General features: G+C 47.6%; 22 protein-coding genes and 2 tRNA genes. 6 read left to right on the forward strand and 18 right to left on the reverse strand.

From position 1 onward, the window contains the following. Positions 1-67: 67 nt before the first annotated feature. Positions 68-157: a cytochrome bd-I oxidase subunit CydH gene (gene cydH, locus QEN31_RS12390; protein ID WP_000102277.1), complete on the reverse strand. Its 90-nt coding sequence runs from the start codon at positions 155-157 to the stop codon at positions 68-70. Positions 158-452: 295 nt separating this feature from the next. Here cydH and purR point away from each other — a divergent pair, with 295 nt between their 5' ends. Beyond that, positions 453-1,478, forward strand: coding sequence for an HTH-type transcriptional repressor PurR (gene purR, locus QEN31_RS12395; protein WP_000190993.1), 1,026 nt, complete (start codon positions 453-455; stop codon positions 1,476-1,478). Here the strand turns inward: purR and punR are convergent. Beyond that, complete coding sequence (punR, locus tag QEN31_RS12400; protein WP_000269525.1) at positions 1,475-2,407, reverse strand: DNA-binding transcriptional activator PunR; 933 nt, start codon at positions 2,405-2,407, stop codon at positions 1,475-1,477. The genes purR and punR overlap by 4 nt on opposite strands. 112 nt (positions 2,408-2,519) lie before the next feature. Here punR and punC point away from each other — a divergent pair, with 112 nt between their 5' ends. Together punC and cfa are read left to right on the forward strand one after the other, a co-directional pair. Continuing rightward, positions 2,520-3,725 (forward strand): purine nucleoside transporter PunC, encoded by a 1,206-nt coding sequence (gene punC, locus QEN31_RS12405; RefSeq protein WP_001182316.1) that lies wholly within the window; start codon positions 2,520-2,522, stop codon positions 3,723-3,725. Positions 3,726-4,014: 289 nt separating this feature from the next. Then, entirely contained in the window at positions 4,015-5,163 is a 1,149-nt protein-coding gene (gene cfa / locus QEN31_RS12410; RefSeq protein WP_000098879.1) for a cyclopropane fatty acyl phospholipid synthase, read from the forward strand. A gap of 41 nt (positions 5,164-5,204) precedes the next feature. On the opposite strand, the gene QEN31_RS12415 is transcribed toward cfa, so the two are convergent. After that, a complete protein-coding gene (locus tag QEN31_RS12415; RefSeq protein WP_000493967.1) occupies positions 5,205-5,846 on the reverse strand; it encodes a riboflavin synthase in 642 nt (213 codons plus the stop codon). Positions 5,847-6,062: 216 nt separating this feature from the next. On the opposite strand from QEN31_RS12415, the gene mdtK reads away from it, so the two are divergent. The 3 genes from mdtK to QEN31_RS12430 all read left to right on the forward strand — a co-directional run bounded on the left by mdtK (position 6,063) and on the right by QEN31_RS12430 (position 7,751). Beyond that, positions 6,063-7,436 (forward strand): multidrug efflux MATE transporter MdtK, encoded by a 1,374-nt coding sequence (gene mdtK, locus QEN31_RS12420; protein ID WP_001175077.1) that lies wholly within the window; start codon positions 6,063-6,065, stop codon positions 7,434-7,436. A gap of 151 nt (positions 7,437-7,587) precedes the next feature. Next, a tRNA-Val gene (locus QEN31_RS12425) sits at positions 7,588-7,664 on the forward strand. 10 nt (positions 7,665-7,674) lie between these two features. Next, positions 7,675-7,751 (forward strand) — tRNA-Val (locus QEN31_RS12430). A 157-nt stretch (positions 7,752-7,908) separates the two neighbouring features. Here QEN31_RS12430 and ssaU read toward each other — a convergent pair. The 15 genes from ssaU to ssaI form a co-directional block, all read right to left on the reverse strand. Beyond that, a complete protein-coding gene (gene ssaU / locus QEN31_RS12435; RefSeq protein ID WP_001291716.1) occupies positions 7,909-8,967 on the reverse strand; it encodes an SPI-2 type III secretion system apparatus protein SsaU in 1,059 nt (352 codons plus the stop codon). Then, entirely contained in the window at positions 8,964-9,743 is a 780-nt protein-coding gene (ssaT, locus tag QEN31_RS12440; protein ID WP_000068766.1) for an SPI-2 type III secretion system apparatus protein SsaT, read from the reverse strand. Before ssaT ends, ssaU begins: the two co-directional genes overlap by 4 nt. Then, positions 9,744-10,010: an SPI-2 type III secretion system apparatus protein SsaS gene (ssas, locus tag QEN31_RS12445; RefSeq protein ID WP_000999982.1), complete on the reverse strand. Its 267-nt coding sequence runs from the start codon at positions 10,008-10,010 to the stop codon at positions 9,744-9,746. Next, positions 10,007-10,654 (reverse strand): SPI-2 type III secretion system export apparatus protein SsaR, encoded by a 648-nt coding sequence (ssaR, locus tag QEN31_RS12450; protein WP_000056367.1) that lies wholly within the window; start codon positions 10,652-10,654, stop codon positions 10,007-10,009. The genes ssas and ssaR overlap by 4 nt, the downstream gene beginning before the upstream one ends. 67 nt (positions 10,655-10,721) lie before the next feature. Then, the gene (gene ssaQ, locus QEN31_RS12455; RefSeq protein WP_000944190.1) at positions 10,722-11,690 is read right to left on the reverse strand and encodes an SPI-2 type III secretion system cytoplasmic ring protein SsaQ; all 969 of its coding nucleotides are present in this window, start codon (positions 11,688-11,690) and stop codon (positions 10,722-10,724) included. After that, a complete protein-coding gene (gene ssaP, locus QEN31_RS12460) occupies positions 11,671-12,045 on the reverse strand; it encodes an SPI-2 type III secretion system apparatus protein SsaP (protein WP_001223304.1) in 375 nt (124 codons plus the stop codon). The genes ssaQ and ssaP overlap by 20 nt, the downstream gene beginning before the upstream one ends. After that, positions 12,026-12,403, reverse strand: a complete 378-nt coding sequence (ssaO, locus tag QEN31_RS12465) for an SPI-2 type III secretion system apparatus protein SsaO (RefSeq protein WP_000449089.1) — start codon at positions 12,401-12,403, stop codon at positions 12,026-12,028. Before ssaO ends, ssaP begins: the two co-directional genes overlap by 20 nt. Positions 12,404-12,405: 2 nt before the next feature. Next, complete coding sequence (ssaN, locus tag QEN31_RS12470; protein ID WP_000787213.1) at positions 12,406-13,707, reverse strand: SctN family type III secretion system ATPase SsaN; 1,302 nt, start codon at positions 13,705-13,707, stop codon at positions 12,406-12,408. Beyond that, the gene (gene ssaV / locus QEN31_RS12475) at positions 13,697-15,742 is read right to left on the reverse strand and encodes an SPI-2 type III secretion system apparatus protein SsaV (RefSeq protein WP_001258231.1); all 2,046 of its coding nucleotides are present in this window, start codon (positions 15,740-15,742) and stop codon (positions 13,697-13,699) included. The genes ssaN and ssaV overlap by 11 nt, the downstream gene beginning before the upstream one ends. Further along, a complete protein-coding gene (gene ssaM / locus QEN31_RS12480; RefSeq protein ID WP_000383702.1) occupies positions 15,727-16,095 on the reverse strand; it encodes an SPI-2 type III secretion system apparatus protein SsaM in 369 nt (122 codons plus the stop codon). Before ssaM ends, ssaV begins: the two co-directional genes overlap by 16 nt. 57 nt (positions 16,096-16,152) lie before the next feature. Then, positions 16,153-17,169, reverse strand: a complete 1,017-nt coding sequence (ssaL, locus tag QEN31_RS12485) for an SPI-2 type III secretion system apparatus protein SsaL (protein WP_000238879.1) — start codon at positions 17,167-17,169, stop codon at positions 16,153-16,155. Then, positions 17,135-17,809 carry an SPI-2 type III secretion system apparatus protein SsaK gene (gene ssaK, locus QEN31_RS12490; protein WP_000011212.1) on the reverse strand — a complete coding sequence of 225 codons (675 nt, stop codon included), beginning with the start codon at positions 17,807-17,809 and terminating at the stop codon, positions 17,135-17,137. Before ssaK ends, ssaL begins: the two co-directional genes overlap by 35 nt. Further along, positions 17,806-18,354 carry a type III secretion system domain-containing protein gene (locus tag QEN31_RS12495; protein WP_001535905.1) on the reverse strand — a complete coding sequence of 183 codons (549 nt, stop codon included), beginning with the start codon at positions 18,352-18,354 and terminating at the stop codon, positions 17,806-17,808. The genes ssaK and QEN31_RS12495 overlap by 4 nt, the downstream gene beginning before the upstream one ends. Before the next feature lie 17 nt (positions 18,355-18,371). Then, positions 18,372-19,121, reverse strand: coding sequence for an SPI-2 type III secretion system apparatus lipoprotein SsaJ (gene ssaJ / locus QEN31_RS12500; RefSeq protein WP_000862878.1), 750 nt, complete (start codon positions 19,119-19,121; stop codon positions 18,372-18,374). Next, positions 19,118-19,366, reverse strand: a complete 249-nt coding sequence (ssaI, locus tag QEN31_RS12505) for a SctI family type III secretion system inner rod subunit SsaI (protein ID WP_001574409.1) — start codon at positions 19,364-19,366, stop codon at positions 19,118-19,120. The genes ssaJ and ssaI overlap by 4 nt, the downstream gene beginning before the upstream one ends. Positions 19,367-19,375: the final 9 nt, after the last annotated feature.

Raw genomic sequence — 19,375 nt, forward strand, 5'->3', positions numbered from 1 at the left:
AGGTACGCCTTCTGCGTTTTAGAGAGGGATAGAATAGAGGAGACGCCCACCCTCAGAAGAGAGGAAATCAGTGCAGAGCGGCCGTTAATCCACCTGCGACAATCACGCCCAGAACAATCAGCGTAGTAATCAACGAAAATTTCAGGTCGGTACTCATCAAGTTTTCTCCTTTTTATTCCCACACAAAAAGTGATATAGCGCATTTTTGCACATTCCCGCACAAAAATCTCTCATGTTTTATATTGATAACTGTTTTTAACGCTTCCCCTTTTCCTCAAGATCAGACAAAATTCCAGGCTTACTGAATTAGCGTAACGGCCATTGACCCCTTCCTGACGTTCCGTGTCGTTTTTCCGGCGTGCCGCAACCCTGATGTTGCGATTAGGGTGTGTGTAGGCAAACGTTTACCTGGCGTTTCTCAGGAGCTTAGCGAGGGTCTGGAGTGAAATGTAATGGCAACAATTAAAGATGTAGCGAAACGGGCAAACGTTTCCACTACAACTGTATCACACGTAATCAACAAAACGCGTTTTGTCGCTGAAGAAACGCGTAACGCGGTCTGGGCGGCAATTAAAGAGCTGCACTACTCTCCCAGCGCCGTCGCGCGTAGCCTGAAGGTTAACCATACCAAGTCGATAGGCTTACTGGCGACCAGCAGCGAAGCGGCCTATTTTGCCGAAATTATCGAGGCAGTTGAAAAAAACTGTTTCCAGAAAGGCTATACGCTGATTTTAGGCAACGCCTGGAATAACCTGGAAAAACAGCGCGCCTACCTGTCCATGATGGCGCAAAAGCGCGTGGATGGCCTGCTGGTGATGTGTTCTGAGTATCCAGAACCTCTGCTTTCCATGCTGGAAGAGTATCGCCATATTCCGATGGTGGTGATGGACTGGGGTGAAGCGAAGGCCGATTTTACCGACACGGTGATTGATAACGCCTTTGCAGGCGGCTATATGGCGGGTCGTTATCTGGTTGAGCGCGGCCACCGGGATATCGGCGTTATTCCCGGCCCGCTGGAGCGCAACACCGGCGCGGGGCGGCTGGCAGGCTTTATGAAAGCCATGGAGGAGGCGCTGATCAACGTGCCGGACAACTGGATTGTTCAGGGCGACTTCGAGCCGGAGTCCGGTTACCACGCGATGCAGCAAATCTTATCGCAGTCACATCGCCCTACCGCCGTTTTCTGCGGCGGCGATATTATGGCGATGGGCGCGCTTTGCGCGGCTGACGAAATGGGGCTTCGCGTACCGCAGGACGTTTCGGTGATCGGTTATGACAATGTGCGTAACGCCCGTTACTTTACCCCGGCGCTGACGACGATTCACCAGCCCAAAGACTCTTTAGGCGAAACCGCATTTAATATGCTACTGGATCGCATCGTCAATAAGCGTGAAGAGTCACAGTCTATTGAAGTTCATCCACGCCTGGTTGAGCGTCGCTCGGTCGCTGACGGCCCGTTCCGCGACTATCGGCGTTAATCCCCGCTGTCGGGAGCCTCTTCTGGCTCCCGCAGCCACTCCCGATTCAACGTTTCGCTATCGCCCAAATAGTCCAGCAGCCATGTCAGCGCGGGCGAGGCCTCGTTTTGCTGCCACGTCACGCAACAGGCCGCATCGGGAAACGGATTCTCTAACGTCAGCGCCACCCATTTTCCGCTGTCTATCCACTGTCGGGCAAAATGCGTCGGCACCATTCCCACGCATAGTCCTGCCGACAGGCAGGTTGCCGATGACTCCCAGTCCGGTACGACGACCCTTTTTTGGTTATCCAGCAGCCAGGTAATCCGTTTCGGTAAGGTTCGCGAAGTGTCTTCCCTGACCAGCGACGGCCAGTTGCGCAGGGTATCATCGCTTAACGGCCCAGGCATCGACGCCAGCGGGTGATCGCTTGCCACTACGCAGCTCCAGCTCAGGGTCCCCATATCCCGAAAAGCGTAACGCCCCCCTACCGGAATCGCCTGCGTCGCCCCAATCGCCAGTTCGACACGCCCGTCGGAGAGCGCGTCCCAGACGCCGTTAAACACCTCCTGAAAAACCAGCAGTTCCACATCGTCAAAATGGCGATAGAAATCGACGATCATCTGCCGGGTACGTTCTGGTCTGACGATATTGTCCACCGCAATAGCTAACTGCCCGCGCCAGCCATTAGCAATTTGCTGACACTGCTGGCGAGTGATCTGCATTTTTTTGATAACAGAACGCCCTTCTTTTAAAAACCAGACGCCAGCAGGCGTCAGTTCAACATCACGGTGACGTCGTACAAAAAGCGGTACGGCCAGCCACTCCTCTAACTGACGAACGGTGTAACTGACTGCTGAAGGCACACGGTGCAGTTCCTGCGCCGCCGCGCTAAAACTGCCATTGCGCGCCACGGCGTCAACCACTTCAAGCGAGTATTCCGACCACATAATTTGCCTACAAAAATTTTGAATTCACTGGACAAATATTAACGTTTCACAACCGTAATTTCACTCCCTACACTCTGCGACAATGTCTGTCTGATAAGAAAGAGAAACAAATATGCAACCTGGAAAAGGTTTTTTAGTCTGGTTAGCCGGCCTTAGCGTGCTGGGATTTCTGGCTACGGACATGTACCTGCCCGCGTTTGCCGCCATACAGGCGGATTTACAAACGCCTGCCGCCGCGGTCAGCGCCAGCCTCAGCCTGTTTTTAGCTGGCTTTGCCGTCGCGCAACTACTTTGGGGACCGCTATCGGATCGTTATGGCCGTAAACCGATTTTACTGCTGGGGTTATCTATCTTTGCGCTCGGAAGTCTGGGGATGCTGTGGGTAGAAAGCGCGGCAGCACTGCTGACGCTGCGCTTCGTGCAGGCCGTCGGCGTTTGCGCGGCAACGGTAATCTGGCAAGCGCTGGTGACCGATTATTATCCTTCGCAAAAAATTAACCGTATCTTCGCCACTATCATGCCACTGGTGGGCTTATCCCCGGCGCTTGCGCCCTTACTGGGAAGCTGGATACTGACGCATTTCTCATGGCAGGCGATTTTCGCCACCCTGTTCGTGATTACGTTGTTGCTGATGTTGCCGGCGCTGCGCTTAAAACCATCGGTAAAAGCGCGTACCGAAGGACAGGATAAACTCACTTTCGCGACACTGTTACGCTCTAAAACCTATCGCGGTAATGTGCTGATTTATGCCGCCTGTTCCGCCAGCTTTTTTGCGTGGCTAACAGGGTCGCCGTTTATTCTCAGCGCGATGGGTTACAGCCCGGCAGTGATTGGCCTGAGCTATGTTCCGCAAACCATCGCTTTTCTGATTGGCGGATATGGTTGCCGCGCGGCGCTACAAAAATGGCAGGGCTACCAATTGCTTCCGTGGCTGTTAGGGCTGTACGCGCTGAGCGTTATCGCCACCTGGGGAGCGGGCCTTCTGAATAATGCCTCACTGGTGGAGATCCTGATTCCTTTCTGCGTAATGGCGATTGCTAATGGCGCAATCTACCCTATCGTCGTCGCGCAAGCGTTACGCCCTTTCCCTCAAGCCACGGGACGCGCTGCGGCGCTACAAAATACGCTGCAACTGGGGTTATGTTTCCTGGCAAGCCTGGTGGTTTCATGGCTCATCAGCACGCCGCTGCTGACCACCACCAGCGTAATGCTCTCTACCGTTGTTCTGGCGGCGTTAGGTTACAAAATGCAGTCTCATGCAGATTGCGCTGAGACCGGATTTCCCCATGCCAATGTCGCCCACGACAAGTCTCACTAAAGACTTGTTAACCGCTGGTAATTAGCACGCTAACAATTTTCGGTTGAATCATCAAAAATTGCGGCCTATACTGATTCCCGGTTGTTTATATTACGATAATTATTAGGCATTAACGGGAACCGGAGCGTTCCCGATTCACCATGGATGGCCTTTTCGGCAAGGGCTCCTCCCTTCCTCTGTTCTACGTCGGATAACTGGCTCACGGAATTGTCCGTGGGATTTCTCACAAAGCCAAAAAAGCGTCTACGCTGTTTTAAGGTTCTGATCACCGTCCAGTGATGGAGAAACTATGAGTTCATCGTGTATAGAAGAAGTCAGCGTACCGGATGATAACTGGTACCGAATCGCCAACGAATTGTTAAGTCGCGCGGATATTACAATTAATGGTTCCGCCCCGTCTGACATTCGTGTTAAGAATCCCGATTTTTTTAAACGCGTCCTTCAGGAAGGATCGTTGGGGTTAGGTGAGAGTTACATGGATGGCTGGTGGGAATGCGAGCGTCTGGATATTTTCTTCAGCAAAGTCTTACGTGCCGGTCTTGAAAATCAACTCCCCCACCATGTTAAAGATACGCTCCGTATCCTCGGCGCGCGTCTGATTAATCTACAAAGTAAAAAACGCGCCTGGATTGTCGGCAAGGAACATTACGATCTTGGTAATGACCTTTTTTCCCGTATGCTCGATCCCTATATGCAATATTCTTGCGCCTACTGGAAAGATGCCGATACGCTGGAAGCGGCACAGCAAGCCAAGCTGAAATTAATTTGCGAAAAGCTACAGCTACAACCGGGGATGCGTGTGCTGGATATCGGCTGCGGCTGGGGCGGCCTGTCGCAATATATGGCGACCCATTATGGCGTTAGCGTGGTGGGCGTAACGATCTCCGCTGAACAACAAAAAATGGCGCAGACGCGTTGCGAAGGTCTGGATGTCTCCATTCTCCTGGAAGATTATCGCGACCTTAACGATCAGTTTGACCGAATCGTCTCCGTCGGCATGTTCGAACATGTCGGGCCAAAAAACTACAACACCTATTTTGAAGTTGTTGACAGGAATTTAAAACCGGATGGTCTTTTCCTGCTCCATACTATTGGTTCTAAAAAAACCGATCATAATGTCGATCCGTGGATCAATAAGTATATTTTCCCCAACGGTTGCTTGCCGTCTGTTCGTCAAATCGCCGAGGCCAGCGAATCACACTTTGTAATGGAAGACTGGCATAACTTTGGCGCCGACTATGACACGACTCTGATGGCGTGGCACGAGCGCTTTATCAATGCCTGGCCAGAGATTGCGGGCAATTATAACGAGCGCTTTAAACGTATGTTCAGCTATTATCTCAACGCCTGCGCGGGTGCGTTTCGCGCGCGTGATATTCAGCTTTGGCAGGTGGTATTTACGCGCGGCGTTGAAAACGGACTGCGCGTTCCTCGCTAATCATCTCCCCCGCATTTCATGCGGGGGAATCTTATTTTCCGTTAGCCAATGTCGGCCTGATTTCTGACCGCATTTTCTCGCGCAGCCAGTACGCGTTCTACGGTATCGACAACCGCCTGCGTTTGCGGATCGATCTCGATATTCACACGCTCACCCAGCTTTTTTCTGCCAAGCGTAGTACGTTCCAGCGTTTCCGGAATGAGATGCACGCAGAAGCGCGTTGGCGTTACCTCGCCGACGGTCAAACTGATGCCGTCGACGCCGATAAAGCCTTTGTACAGGATATACTTCATCAGGGACGCATCCTGCACTTTAAACCACACCTGATGGTTATTTTCGGAGGTCATGATTTTCGCGATCTCCGCCGTCGTAATAATATGCCCCGACATCAGATGTCCACCGATTTCATCGCTGAATTTGGCGGCGCGCTCTACGTTGACCTCATCACCTACCCTCAACGCGCCCAGATTGGTGATGCGCAACGTTTCTTTCATCAGATCAAAGCTTATCTGGTTACCGTTTATTTCAGTCACCGTCAAACAGCATCCGTTATGCGCTACCGACGCCCCCGTCTCCAGCCCCTCCAGCATGTAGTCCGGTAACATCACCACATGGGTACGAAAGTTGGGTTTTTCATCAATCGATACCAGTTTCGCGGTACCCTGTACGATCCCCGTAAACATATCTTCAACTCCTGAAATAAATAAAAGCAGAACTGTTCAGCACAATAGCAGGTGGAAAAACAGCTTGCCAGCAATGCGCCGTTAACAACTGTTTTTTCGCTGGAGAAATAGTAATACCCCGCTACAATAGACTGAAATTTCCCCTGCTATTTCTTTTGGCTGCCACTACGGCGGCTTTTTAGTCTTTCATATAACAACAAAATAAAAGGTGAATACGTGCAGAAGTATACCAGTGAAGCGCGTCAGTTATTAGCGTTAGCGATACCGGTGATCCTTGCGCAAGTGGCACAGACCGCAATGGGATTTGTCGATACCGTCATGGCAGGAGGCTATAGCGCTACGGACATGGCTGCCGTCGCTATCGGCACCTCTATCTGGCTTCCCGCCATTTTGTTTGGTCACGGCTTACTGCTGGCCTTGACGCCGGTGATTGCGCAACTCAATGGCTCCGGCCGTCGTGAGCGTATCGCGCATCAGGTTCGACAAGGGTTCTGGCTGGCGGGCTTTGTCTCCGTGCTGGTGATGATCGTCCTGTGGAATGCCGGATACATTATCCGCTCCATGCATAATATTGATCCGGCGCTGGCTGATAAAGCCGTGGGTTATCTTCGCGCGCTACTGTGGGGCGCGCCAGGATACCTTTTCTTTCAGGTAGCGCGAAACCAGTGCGAAGGTCTGGCCAAAACCAAACCGGGTATGGTGATGGGATTTTTGGGCCTGCTGGTGAATATTCCGGTGAACTATATTTTTATCTATGGCCATTTTGGTATGCCGGAACTCGGCGGTATCGGCTGCGGCGTTGCGACTGCGGCGGTCTATTGGGTGATGTTTATCGCCATGCTTTCTTACATTAAACACGCGCGTTCAATGCGTGATATTCGTAATGAAAAAGGCTTTGGCAAACCTGATAGCGTCGTCATGAAGCGCCTGATTCAACTGGGGTTGCCGATTGCGCTGGCGCTGTTCTTTGAAGTGACGTTATTTGCGGTCGTTGCGCTGCTGGTTTCGCCATTAGGTATTGTGGATGTCGCCGGTCATCAGATTGCGCTTAACTTTAGCTCGCTGATGTTCGTACTGCCGATGTCGCTGGCTGCGGCGGTAACGATTCGAGTGGGTTATCGTCTGGGCCAGGGCTCAACGCTGGATGCGCAAACCGCAGCGCGTACCGGTTTAGGCGTCGGCATTTGTATGGCTGTGGTTACCGCTATTTTTACCGTTACTCTGCGTAAGCATATTGCTTTGCTCTACAATGACAACCCTGAGGTCGTGGCGCTTGCCGCGCAATTAATGCTGCTCGCTGCGGTTTACCAGATTTCCGACTCTATACAGGTTATCGGCAGCGGTATTCTGCGCGGTTATAAAGATACGCGTTCCATCTTTTTTATCACCTTTACCGCCTACTGGGTGTTAGGTTTACCCAGCGGTTATATCCTGGCGTTAACGGATTTGGTGGTGGATCGTATGGGACCGGCAGGCTTCTGGATGGGGTTCATCATCGGCCTGACCTCGGCGGCGGTGTTAATGATGCTACGGATGCGCTATCTACAACGTCAGCCGTCCGCCATCATTTTGCAGCGCGCTGCGCGATAATACGACGATAGCCGTCGCATGGCGGCTATTTTCTCGACATGTTGCATATTTCCACCGCAATCAGGTGATTTCAGGAAGAAAATTGCGATTTCCCTCTTGCCTCATTGCGGTTGTGACGCTAATATTCGTCCCCGTTGTCACCTACAACGTTGCGTTCATAGCTCAGTTGGTTAGAGCACCACCTTGACATGGTGGGGGTCGTTGGTTCGAGTCCAATTGAACGCACCATCATTTTAATGCGTCTGTAGCTCAGTTGGTTAGAGCACCACCTTGACATGGTGGGGGTCGATGGTTCGAGTCCATTCAGACGCACCAATCCATTATCTTGTTTAATTTTATAATACGCTATCTGGTGCTTGTGCCAGGCTAAAAGCGATTATTTTCAGTCTCTCACCTTTATCGTCAAGCACTGCTCTATACGCTATTACCCTCTTAACCTTCGCAGTGGCCTGAAGAAGCATACCAAAAGCATTTATGGTGTTTCGGTAGAATGCGCATAATCTATCTTCATCACCATACGTAACAAGGCTGCAACGGGTTCAAATAACGTTTCAGGAATTTTATCTCCGCGTTCCACTTCAAAAAATAATGAGCGGGCCAGCTCAACATTTTCAACAACGGGGATGCAGTTGCGTTCAGCGATGTTAACAATATAGTTAGCTTGAGCATCACTGCCTTTTTCCAGGACGCGTGGTATTGGCATATCGGTGGGATGATAGCCAAGACAAACCGCAATATGCGTTGGATTACGCACTACCGCAACAGATTGTTTAACAGATTGAGCTAAACTCCCACTTTGTATTTCACTCTGCATTTCCCGACGCCGCGTCTTCATTTGAGGGTCGCCCTCCAGATCTTTATGCTCCTGTTTTACGTCATCTTTACTCATTTTTAGATCTTTTCTAATCTTATAATATTGAAAAGAATAGTCCAGTATGCCAACGACGATATAAAAAACCATCACCCCTACCCATAACCATTTTATTAAAGAAGAAACCACAAGCACGCCACAGGCTAACCCACAGTACGGTAGCGCCCGAAAAGTACTGGCATAATAATAAAAGAAAAAGGCAAAGATAAGAGATAGCATGATAACTTTTAGGCTGGATTTACATAATTCTACTACGCTATGTAAAGAGAATATCTGCTTAAAATTACTTACCGGATTTATATGCTCGCTTTTAAAACCAATGGCCTTGCTGGCAATAACCACCCCCACCTGAAGAAACACGCTACCCACAGTAGCAACTATTACCCCAGCGCCCAGAAACAGCAGTGCAGAAGTCAGTGACTCTATTAAAGCATGACTCAATTGCGTTAATGCATAAGAAAATGGTTTATTTACTAATTGTAATGTGAAAGTTATTGACTCAATCAGTATCAAAATCATCTTTTCAGTAAAGAAATGAAAATACAAATAAAGCGCAATCAGCTGAAATAATGATGTTATTTCAATACTTTTGACAACCTGCCCTTCCTTACGGCCATCACGTAATTTCTTTTCTGTAGGCTGTTCTGTTTTCTCGCTCATACAGATGGAAACCAGTCTTTTAGATAAATATAAAATTTATCGCTTTCAACCAAATAGTGATGAAGAGCATAAGGGAATGAGATCAGGAGCGTCAGTAGAACCAATATACTTTTGAGCGGCATTGAGAAGAAAAACACATTCAATTGTTGTGCCGACCGATTTAAAAGACCTAAAGCCAGATCGGCTAATACCATACATATTATGGCAGGAAGAGAGAAGCTGATACATAATTGATAAAGCGTTCTCCACTCTGCCTGGATATATTTTAAAAACTGCTGGTCAAATAATAAAGTACGCCCTGGTGGTAAATATTGATATGACTCATACAGAATGTTTAATATAAACTCCATGCCGCCGCTTATAAAGAAAATAACACACAAGAACTGGCTGAAAAGCAAGCCAAAAAGTGAGGTTTCAGCTTCTATTGTAGAATTGAATATCGTACCCATTGTCGCGCCACGTAAAGTATCAAGCAGAAACCCCGCCATATCAACGGCCCAAAAGGGAACCGCCGCACAAAACCCAATTAAAAAACCAATAATCACCTCTCCGGTGACTAACCCTAACCAGCTGTAATCTTTACCAATATGCATCATAATCTTCTGCTGGTAAATGATTGGTAATATGGGAAAGGTAAGTGACATAAGCACGCCATTACGTAAAATCGCGGACCCTAAACTGCCACTTTTTAATAGGGGAAGTAATAAAGAGAGGCTCAATGGTCGAATAAAAGCCACAGCCAATGCAATAAGCCACTCATTTACCTGTTGTGCCATTCAACCATGCTCTCCAATTCGTAACATTATCTGCCGGGTATAATTCAACAGGATACCGCTAAGCCATGGGTAGCTGACCATTAAGGTTATTGCAATTGCCAATAATTTAATCATGAACTGTAGCGTTTGGTCCTGTATTTGAGTCAAGGCCTGAACAAGGCTTACGATGACACCAACTACCGATGCCACCAACACCACCGGCATAGACGTAAAAAGGACGATCCATAAAAGTTGCGTTACAAATTGCGTCAATTCAGAATCATTCATGAAAAGCTCTGTACCAATTGCGCCAGTGTCAGATCCCAACCGCCTGCCAGTAAAAATATTAGCAGCTTAAACGGTAATGAAATGGTCATTGGCGACACCATCATCATTCCCATAGCCAGCAGTATATTTGAAATAAGCAGGTCAATAGCCAGAAAGGGAAGATAAATAAGTAATCCAATCCGAAATGCCTGCGTTAACTGACTCACCGTAAATGCCGGAATTAATATGAGCAAAGAATCAGGTTTTATCTTTCTTTTTATGTCTTCAGGCCAGGTTCGTTTTATCAAATTCCGAAAATAATTGGCTTCCTTCTCTTCAGAGTTTTTTTGCAAAAACTGTCGATAAGGCGCTAATGCTTTACTGTCCCACTCAGACGTCCAGAAAGGAGCGCCAGCGACCTGAACCGGATGCCAGCGCTCTTTTACAGCTAATAGCGTCGGCCCCATAATGAATAAGGAAAGTACAAGCGCGAGGCCATACAGTGCGATATTGGGGGGAACTTGTTGAATACCCAGAGCATTTCGTAAAATCGAAAATACCACCGCCAGTTTAAGGAAAGAGGTTCCCATGACGATAATGAGAGGCAGTATTGAAAGCAGAAACAATATACCAATCAGTTGCAAAGGCGAATCGGGTAAAGACATACTGTATCTCTCATGACACGACCTGGAACGCTATTATATTGTTCGCATATTATTTTTCTTATCAGGTTTACGCTGTATTTTTGCAAAGATACCAACGTGTAATACGCACCATAAATTCATTGCCACAGGCAATCAACTCACCTTGCCCAATAATACGGTCATTTACTCTTATCGTCACCTCTGGCGCAAAACATCCACCTACAGGCAAAACGTCCCCCGTTTTAAGCTGTCGTAATTGTCCAATTTCCAGACTCGCACGTCCGATCTCAAAGAGCACCTGTTGTGGTATCTGCTCAAGTTCTACTGAAGATGTTCCGTCACTCTTTGACATTGGACTCCCTGACGCAAGTAGCGTTTCGATATCCTGGACTAATTCATCAAATTTCATTGTGTTATCCTCTGTCAGCAACACCCTCGCGTAGATCCCCCCAGGTAGTTGAATAGCAAAAAAACCGAGTCTGATGTCGCCAAAGCAATGAATCCGAACGCCCATGCCGATTTCGATAGACTCAAGTTCAATTAACGTAAGCTGGCACCAGCCTAAATATACAGGGACTACTACAGGAGGGGCAGGATAAATCTGTTGTCGCTCAGCAGAAAGCTCTCCGACTATATTGCGCAAAAAACCCGTTGGCCATGTAAAAATAATGCTATGGAACTCATGTTCTTCAACTGTCCATTTAATATGCAACGCTAGCTGATGTGGTAGATTACTGCAGGATGTTGGCGGCTCGTTCTGACAGAGGGTTGCATCACTGGCTTGCAATAACGGCGCCAGCCCCCATTCAGCTATTCCATATAGCAATTCAGGATCGATAGCCGATCGATTAGCGGTGCCAATTAGCCCTTCACACCAGCGCTGCCAGCATTGTTCTGCAATCCACACCCTACCCAGCTCATTATGATAATTTATGGTAAATAATGTCCCTTGCTGTACTGGATATTGTTGCATACTCAATGTCAGCTCACCAATGGTAGCGCCTTGCGTTGGAAGTATCTCCACCCACGGACGCTCTTCATTCGCTATTCTTAACATAGAATATCTCCAGGGAAATTATATACCCCATATGCAGCAACTGAGACTCCAGCCACTGCTTTAGCGCTTTCATCGAACGGTAAATTTCATGATGAGGGACATTGATTCTTAACTGGATTAGCCCCCCTGATTCACATACTTCACACTCTACACCGTCAAGATAACCGCCACTAACACGATAACGTTGCGTGAAAACCACGTTCTTATTCAATGCTGCAGGAGGATTATTCTCACCAATGGGTAATGCCTGATGCATGAGTTGTTCAAAGTCCATACGTTCCGCCTCCGCCTCGTTATCATCCTGATAAGACTGGCATGGCAACCCAAGACTTCCCTCAACTTTGGTAATACGCATCGCTTAATACCATAGTAATTTTTTCTTTCTTTTTCATAAGCGCATTAAAATTCTTCTGTAATTCGCTTCGCCGGGAGACAAGCTGCTGATACTGATTCTCTAACTGCTGCCGTTGCGTCAAAAAGCTCTGCGCCTGAGTGAATAACCCGGCCATTTGTTGTTTCTTATCCAACAATAAATGACAAGATAACGTACCTTGCCAGCCCATTAATTCTTTCAGTCTGGTAGACACTGCTAAAGCGCGCGTTTGGCAAATCTGCTGTTCCGTAATAATCGCCTGTTGCTGCTGATCAAGTACGGTAAGCTTGCCGCGTAATTGCTTTTCACGCCGAGCGATTATCTCCAGCAAAGTTTCCATGATCACTCGGTGAGTATTTGGTGTAATTTTTCTATAAGTAGCTCGGGTCCGCATACTTCATCCTTACTTTGTCGCAAAAATGTGCAAATATCCGGATAGGTATCAATGGCTTTGTCAGTATCAGTATCAACTCCTCGCTGGTATTCCCCAATGCGTATTAACAGTTCAACCTCCTGGTAAAGCGCCAGGCACCGTCGCAATATCGCCGCCAGTTGACGATGCTCATGGCTGGTAACGACTGGAAAAACGCGGCTGAGCGTTGCCAACACGTCAATGGCAGGATAATGCCCCCTCTCTGCAAGCCGTCGGGATAGTACAATATGTCCATCAAGCAGTGAACGGACTTCATCCGCCAACGGCTCATTCATATCATCGCCTTCCACCAGTACCGTATAAAATGCGGTAATACTGCCTTTTTCTCCCATTCCCGTACGTTCTAAAAGTCGTGGCAATGCACTAAATACGCCTGGCGGATATTCTCCAGAAACCGCGGTCTCTCCGGCGGCCAGAGCGATTTCCCGTGCGGCCCTGGCATAACGCGTCAGTGAGTCGGCAAGCAAGACGACTCGCTTTCCATTATCGCGAAAAAATTCTGCTATCGTGGTGGCCACAAACAGCGCCCTCACGCGCTCTAAGGCGGGTCTGTCAGAGGTTGCGACAACAATGACACAACGTTTTCGGGTCTCTTCAGACAGTGTAAAATCGATGAATTCGCGGACTTCTCGTCCACGTTCACCAATTAACACCAGAACATTGCTGTCTGCGTCTGGCGCATTACACAGCATCGCCAGAAGCGTGCTTTTCCCCACGCCAGGAGCAGAAAAAATCCCCACTCGTTGCCCTTCGCCACAGGTCGCAACGCTATCAATAGCGCGAATCCCCGTCATTAATGGTTGAGTGATAGGCTGTCGAACCATTGCGGGAGGAGGCATTGCATCATAGTCTTTCCAGCAGACGTCGGGCAGTTCGCGGCCATCAAGGGGACGACCAAAGCCATCAATAACTCGCCCTAATAACGCTTCGCCCACGGGAACCTGATGGCGTCGCCTTAAGGCCATCACTTGCTGCCCGCAGTGAAGCCCGATTGTACTCGTAAAAGGAGATAGCAAAGCTTTGCTGCCATTAATCCCCACGACTTCAGCAAGTTCTTCTCCAGGCTTTATACAGCACAACTCGCCCATAAATACCCCAGGCAACCACGCATTTAACAACGTTGCGCTGACATCCTGAATTCGGCCCCATCGACAATAACCATCGGGGGGCGGATATTTCAGCCTCAGACGTTGCATCAATTCATTCTTCATTGTCCGCCAACTCCTCTTCGCTAAGGTCAATACTTTCTACCACTTGTATAAGGCTCTCCTCTCCTAATTCCTGCCATGACAAAATCGGTACGTCGAACAAGGTGGCTTCTGTAATTTTTCGCAAGAAACGTCGGGTATCGACAGAAGTGACAATGAATAATTTGGCTGACTGCTTCAGCGCCTGCTCGATAAGTTGCAGGATCTGCGTCTTATGACGAGACGACAGCGCAGTATAGGTCCCCATTGCCGTCTGGCGAATGGATTCACGCACGAGGTTTTCAATACCTTCGCCGATCCGCAAAATCGGCAGCGGTTTTCCTTCCGGATTAAGACGACGCAGAATATGACGGCGAAGCGCGATACGGACATATTCTGTCAACATCAGGACATCTTTTTCACGTGGCGCCCAGTCAATTAAGGTGCCGAAAATAAGACGTAAATCTCTAATAGAAACCCGTTCTGATACAAGCCGTTGCAAAGTTTCAGCGATTTTATTAATGGGTAACTGGCGTTGAAGCTCTTTCACCAGCTCAGAGTAGTTTTTTTCCATCGCATTCATTAGATAACGCGTTTCCTGAACACCAATAAACTCTCCCATATGCCGAAGCAGGACACATTTTAATAAGGCAGAGATACGTTGGCTGCCCGCGAAAACGTCCAGTCCAAAACCTTGCGCCTTATGGGCCATGTCTTTTGTAAGCCAACAGATCTGCCCCATCCCGTTCGGTAACGTCTGGCTGTCACCCACCACACTAGCGTCCGCGCCTATCAATAAATAATCCGCCTGAGCGGGAATAGATAAACTAAATACGGGTTCCTGATATAGCAGTACCGTCAATTTTTCGGTGGGTTCAGGCAAAACCTCAATATTCACCTCAGGGAGAGGGACGCCGGTATCCTCAAATAAAAACCATCTCATGGCGTCAATATCACGAATCAGGTCGGCAGAATGTAACGTCGGGCTAAGACGTAAGATTAGAGGACATGCGCCGGGAACCATACTATCTTTTTCCGGTGCTTCGACGCCATTTGCGGAAACCACAGACTTTTTGCGGCGAATGAGGATAATTGGCAATGCTAACAACGCTGAAAAGAAAGCGAGAGTGATAAAAGGAAAGCCAGGAATTAAAGCGAGGAGCATTAAAACCACAGCGGTTAATATGAGCGACTGAGGTTGTCTGGCAATTTGAGAACTCAACTCTGTCGCCAGGTTCTGGCGTTTCTCACCCGGGACACGGGTGACAATAATTCCCGCGCTAAGGGAAATCAGCAGCGATGGAATTTGCCCACATAAACCATCTCCGATTGACAGTACGCTATAAGTGTGAACAGCCTCACTCATCGACATATCATATTGTACGATAGCGATAATGATACCGCCGATAATGTTCACCAGAACAACAATAATACCGGCAATCGTATCGCCTTTAACAAATTTCATCGCACCGTCCATCGCACCGAGAAAGCGGCTTTCCTGCTGGACATGCTGTCTTAATGTACGGGCATGGTCTGCATCGATAACTCCGGCACGCAAATCGCCATCGATACTCATTTGTTTGCCTGGCATCCCATCAAGCGAGAAACGTGCGCTAACTTCCGCCACCCTCTCGATACCTTTTGTAATGACAATAAATTGCACGATAGTAATGATGGTAAATACGACCAACCCAACGGTGAGATTTCCTCCTACGACAAACTTACCGAAAGCATCCACAATATTACCGGCATTATGTTGTAACAGTACCAGCCGTGATGTGCTGATTGTGAGTGACAAACGATATAATGTAGTAATAAGTAATAAAGACGGAAATACCGATAAATCGAGAGGGTCACTAAGATAAATAGCAATTAAGAGCAGGATCACTGAAAACATAAGGTTGATAGTAATCAGGATATCAACCATCCAGGTCGGCAAAGGTAACAGCATCATCACAATAGCGATTAATAACACCGTCGCCAGAACCATATCCTGCCGACCCGCGCATACACTGAGCCACTGTTGCGCCCTGACTCCCTCACCTAACCATGAACGCATTGCGACTCCAGAAATTTTATTTGTCGATGATGTAATCGTAACCAGAGCTCGGCGGAGCTGGAAAGAGGTGGAGAACAACTCATTGCAAGCCCATCGCGCAACAAAAATAATCGTTGAGGAATACCCTGGAACGCTGCGGGTTTCCAGTTAGCCAACGCTTTAAAAAGCAGTTCTTCGTCTAAGAAGGTTTGCTTGAGTATCTGACATAAGTGAATACGACCGTTATGATAGTTTAGATAGGTTTCATATTGTCCTTGCCGCCAGAACATATTGGTTGCTAAAGGCCGTTCAGCTAATCCTGCTAATTGAATAAAAAGCTGAATATTACGTTCAGTAATGAGATCCCAATCCATCCTGACGCCTCATGATGAGCCAGAAAGCCAATTTACCTAAATATTGAAAGCCAGGTATCAGAATAAAACCTGATTTATCTTTACTTCACGAAGCGTTTCGAGAATTTGTTCACGTTGATCTTCGTCGTTAAAACAGTTATCGGGTATCAGCATAAACTGCGCATCAAGTTGTTGGAGTAACCGATTGAACATCTTCGATGAAGAAACTATAGCGGTAAGTCTATCAAGCAACCAATCACTGAAAAGCCAGCGCTCACAAATGATATCGAGTAGTAGCGGCAGTAATGTATTAGGCGGCAACTGGCAAATCCACTCCTCACGCTGGCACTCTTTTTCAAGGCCAAGGAATAACAGCAAACGACGCAAACGTACTAATGCTGCGGCCAAACGACTTTGCTCCGAAGGTTCGATGCATATGCTAAGTTCAAAGGCTATGGCTCTTAGCAAAATACGGACCCGTTCACAGCGATCCGGCCAGTCTGCCACGCGTCTGAACCACTGCGATAAGGGCATTTCATCGTTGTCTATCGCCTGTTGCATAAAACGTTTCAGAGAGGACAGCGTAGCGGTATCCACTTCGCCAAGTTCCAGTAAACTAAAAACGGCAAGTTCCCATCCCTCCTCCGCTGTAAGCGTATCCAGTTGCGATTGCAAATCGCGTTTTTTCTTTTTTGACAACCCGCCGGCAGTAAGCGCCATTGCAAGAGCGATAATTTGATACGCATTCTGTAAATCAGGATCACTATTCTCTTCGGTAAGCGGACGCAACGTTGCCCCATTATCCTCCTGTATTTGTTTTATCAAACGCAGCAAAGCCTGCTGTCTGCGCTCCAGTTTCTCAGCATCAATGAATTTATTACTTTCGCGCAGTTTACCACTCAGCGCCATTCCTATTTCTTCCATCGTCTCATAGAGCGCTGCCCCCGTCGTTTCCTGTAACTCCTGGAGAGCTAACATTGAAGGCGAAATAACCTCTTGTTCCTCTATAACCTGGCCAGGGGTAAATGCTGTAGGGGGCGTCATTTTTATCTCATTAATTTTAATATTCATCGCGACCTCTTTTATCTTCACCATTACGTAACCATTTCAGTAACGCGTTGAAATGACGAGAAAGTGAAAACTCAACGGCATATCGTGTTGAGGAAAGTTCAGCCTGATCGGGAGAGAAACCAGGCTCGATAATCAACGTAAACCGCTTGCCAAAAGTTTCACGCATCAATGCCTCTTTTTCAGGATGAATACGCAAATAAAGCGCTCCCTCTTCCGCCATAGCCGTGGCCTGGCGTGCCAGACGATGGCACATAACACTGTCTACCGACTGTTGGTCGAACCAGGCCAACAGAACCTGTTCTATACTATTTTTAATATGATGCGCTGCGTGATCGACCAATGAACGAAATTGATTTTCATCGTCTTGTAAATGTTTTACATGCTGTTCCAGCCATTCCACTTCCATTTTTTCCAGCGTATTTTTACGCAAGCACGCTAGTTCTTGTTGCTGCTCAACTTTCTGTTCACGCTGATAACGATAGGCGTCTCGGATGATTTTTTCAGCCTTACGGTAAGCGGAGCTCACAATAGCATGTGAAACGCTCTTAGCTTGTTGCTCTTGCGCAAATAAAGTTAATTGTAATGTTATCCACTGTGACTCAATAATATTTCGAGCGGGTAGCTTATGGTTAATTTCCGTCAGAGGAAGTGAAGTAAAACTCATAGCAAATGCTCCATGAAGATAATCTCGGTAAGAGAAGTCTTCGGCCAAAGTATACGCTGCGGAGGGGGTAATAATACTAATAGCGCATGTAAAACCGCATCGTCATGCGCTTCCCGATTAAGAATGGCGGTACCGATCTGCAATGCAGTTTGTTGCATCACTTGCGGAGGAAGTAATTTGCCATCTCTTTGCCCCAACCAACCATATAGCTGCCAGATCTCATCCTCGCTAAACCACTGTAGAAGCAATTGCCGATACTCTGGTAGCATAAAATAGTCACTACACCTGAGTTTGAATAATCCCAGCCCAAAGGCAAATGCCGATATACGCGGCGCAAGACGAACCTGCCGTTTTTGCCTGTCATTTAAACAGGCTGGAATAACAGAGCTTCCTCTTAGTCTATTTAACGCTCTGTCAAGAAGATGATCCAACTCGGGCCGATCGCCATAACGCCAGCAGTTTGAAGGATGAAAACCCAGCTTATCCAGCCATTCCGGTACAGCGTAACGAGCAGGTTGCCAGAAATAACGATAAAGTTGCAACACCTCGGGATCAGGTCGGCTCAAAAACGGCGTCTCAGGCAAAAATAGCCGATCAGGATGCCCACTCCTAATAACAGTCCTGTCAACGATAACATCAACTGATAAGGGTATTTCATCAACCACTTCTCCACCTTCCCTTTATTGGCGTTGATCACGTCCATAATCCAGAATGTTTGTCTCGCGGGTACATCAGGTACCATTCTGAATTCAGCAGGCTGCATCAAGATACTAATCTTACTGTATTGCAACCCAGGGATTGACATCTCTATTAAATCTTTAATTTTTACCCGAAAGGCCTCCATATTGACCTGAGGTGAATATTTTATAAATACGGCAACTGAGCTCGGAGAAGCGTTACTTCCCTCATCATAAGTCGGTAGCGCAATGGTCACTTTTGCATTAATCACGCCCTCCATCTGACTCAGCATTCCTTCAATTCTTTGTTCTTTTAAAAAATTAATCTTCTGCTGTTCTTCCTGGGGTGATACCACTAACTGATTAGCCGGAAACATCTTATCCGCCGTTGTAAACTGCCTATGCGGATAACCGTTAAGTCTAAGTAGCTCAACCGCATTAATAAACTGCGACTGCTCGACACGTAAGGTTACACCATCCTCTTCCTGTTTTTTTTCCGCATCAATATGATGCTGCATAAGTAATGCCAGCATTTGATTCGCTTCATCTTCTGGCAATGAGCGATAAAGATCCACATCACATGCCGTAAGAAAGAACGTAAGGACAGTAAGAAATACTATACGATGAACCTTCATGCCATGTTATCCAGCTTATTAAGCGCTTGCGATGCTGCGCCTGATATTCTGGCAAGATAATCGACGCCTACCGTTAACTGCATATAATCCATTTGTCTGGTCAACATAACCTGCGGTAATAAAGCACTGGCGTTACTGGTGGATGCTTCATCTTTCAGCAATTGTTCAAAAAAATTAATTTGCTCCTGGCTCGGTTCTGCAGAGGACTTTACATAAGATTGAGTGCTTACAGGCACTACGCTCATATCAGAAAT

Origin of the sequence: Salmonella sp. SA15303 (genome assembly GCF_029962125.1) — a bacterium.
Lineage (GTDB): Bacteria > Pseudomonadota > Gammaproteobacteria > Enterobacterales > Enterobacteriaceae > Salmonella > Salmonella enterica.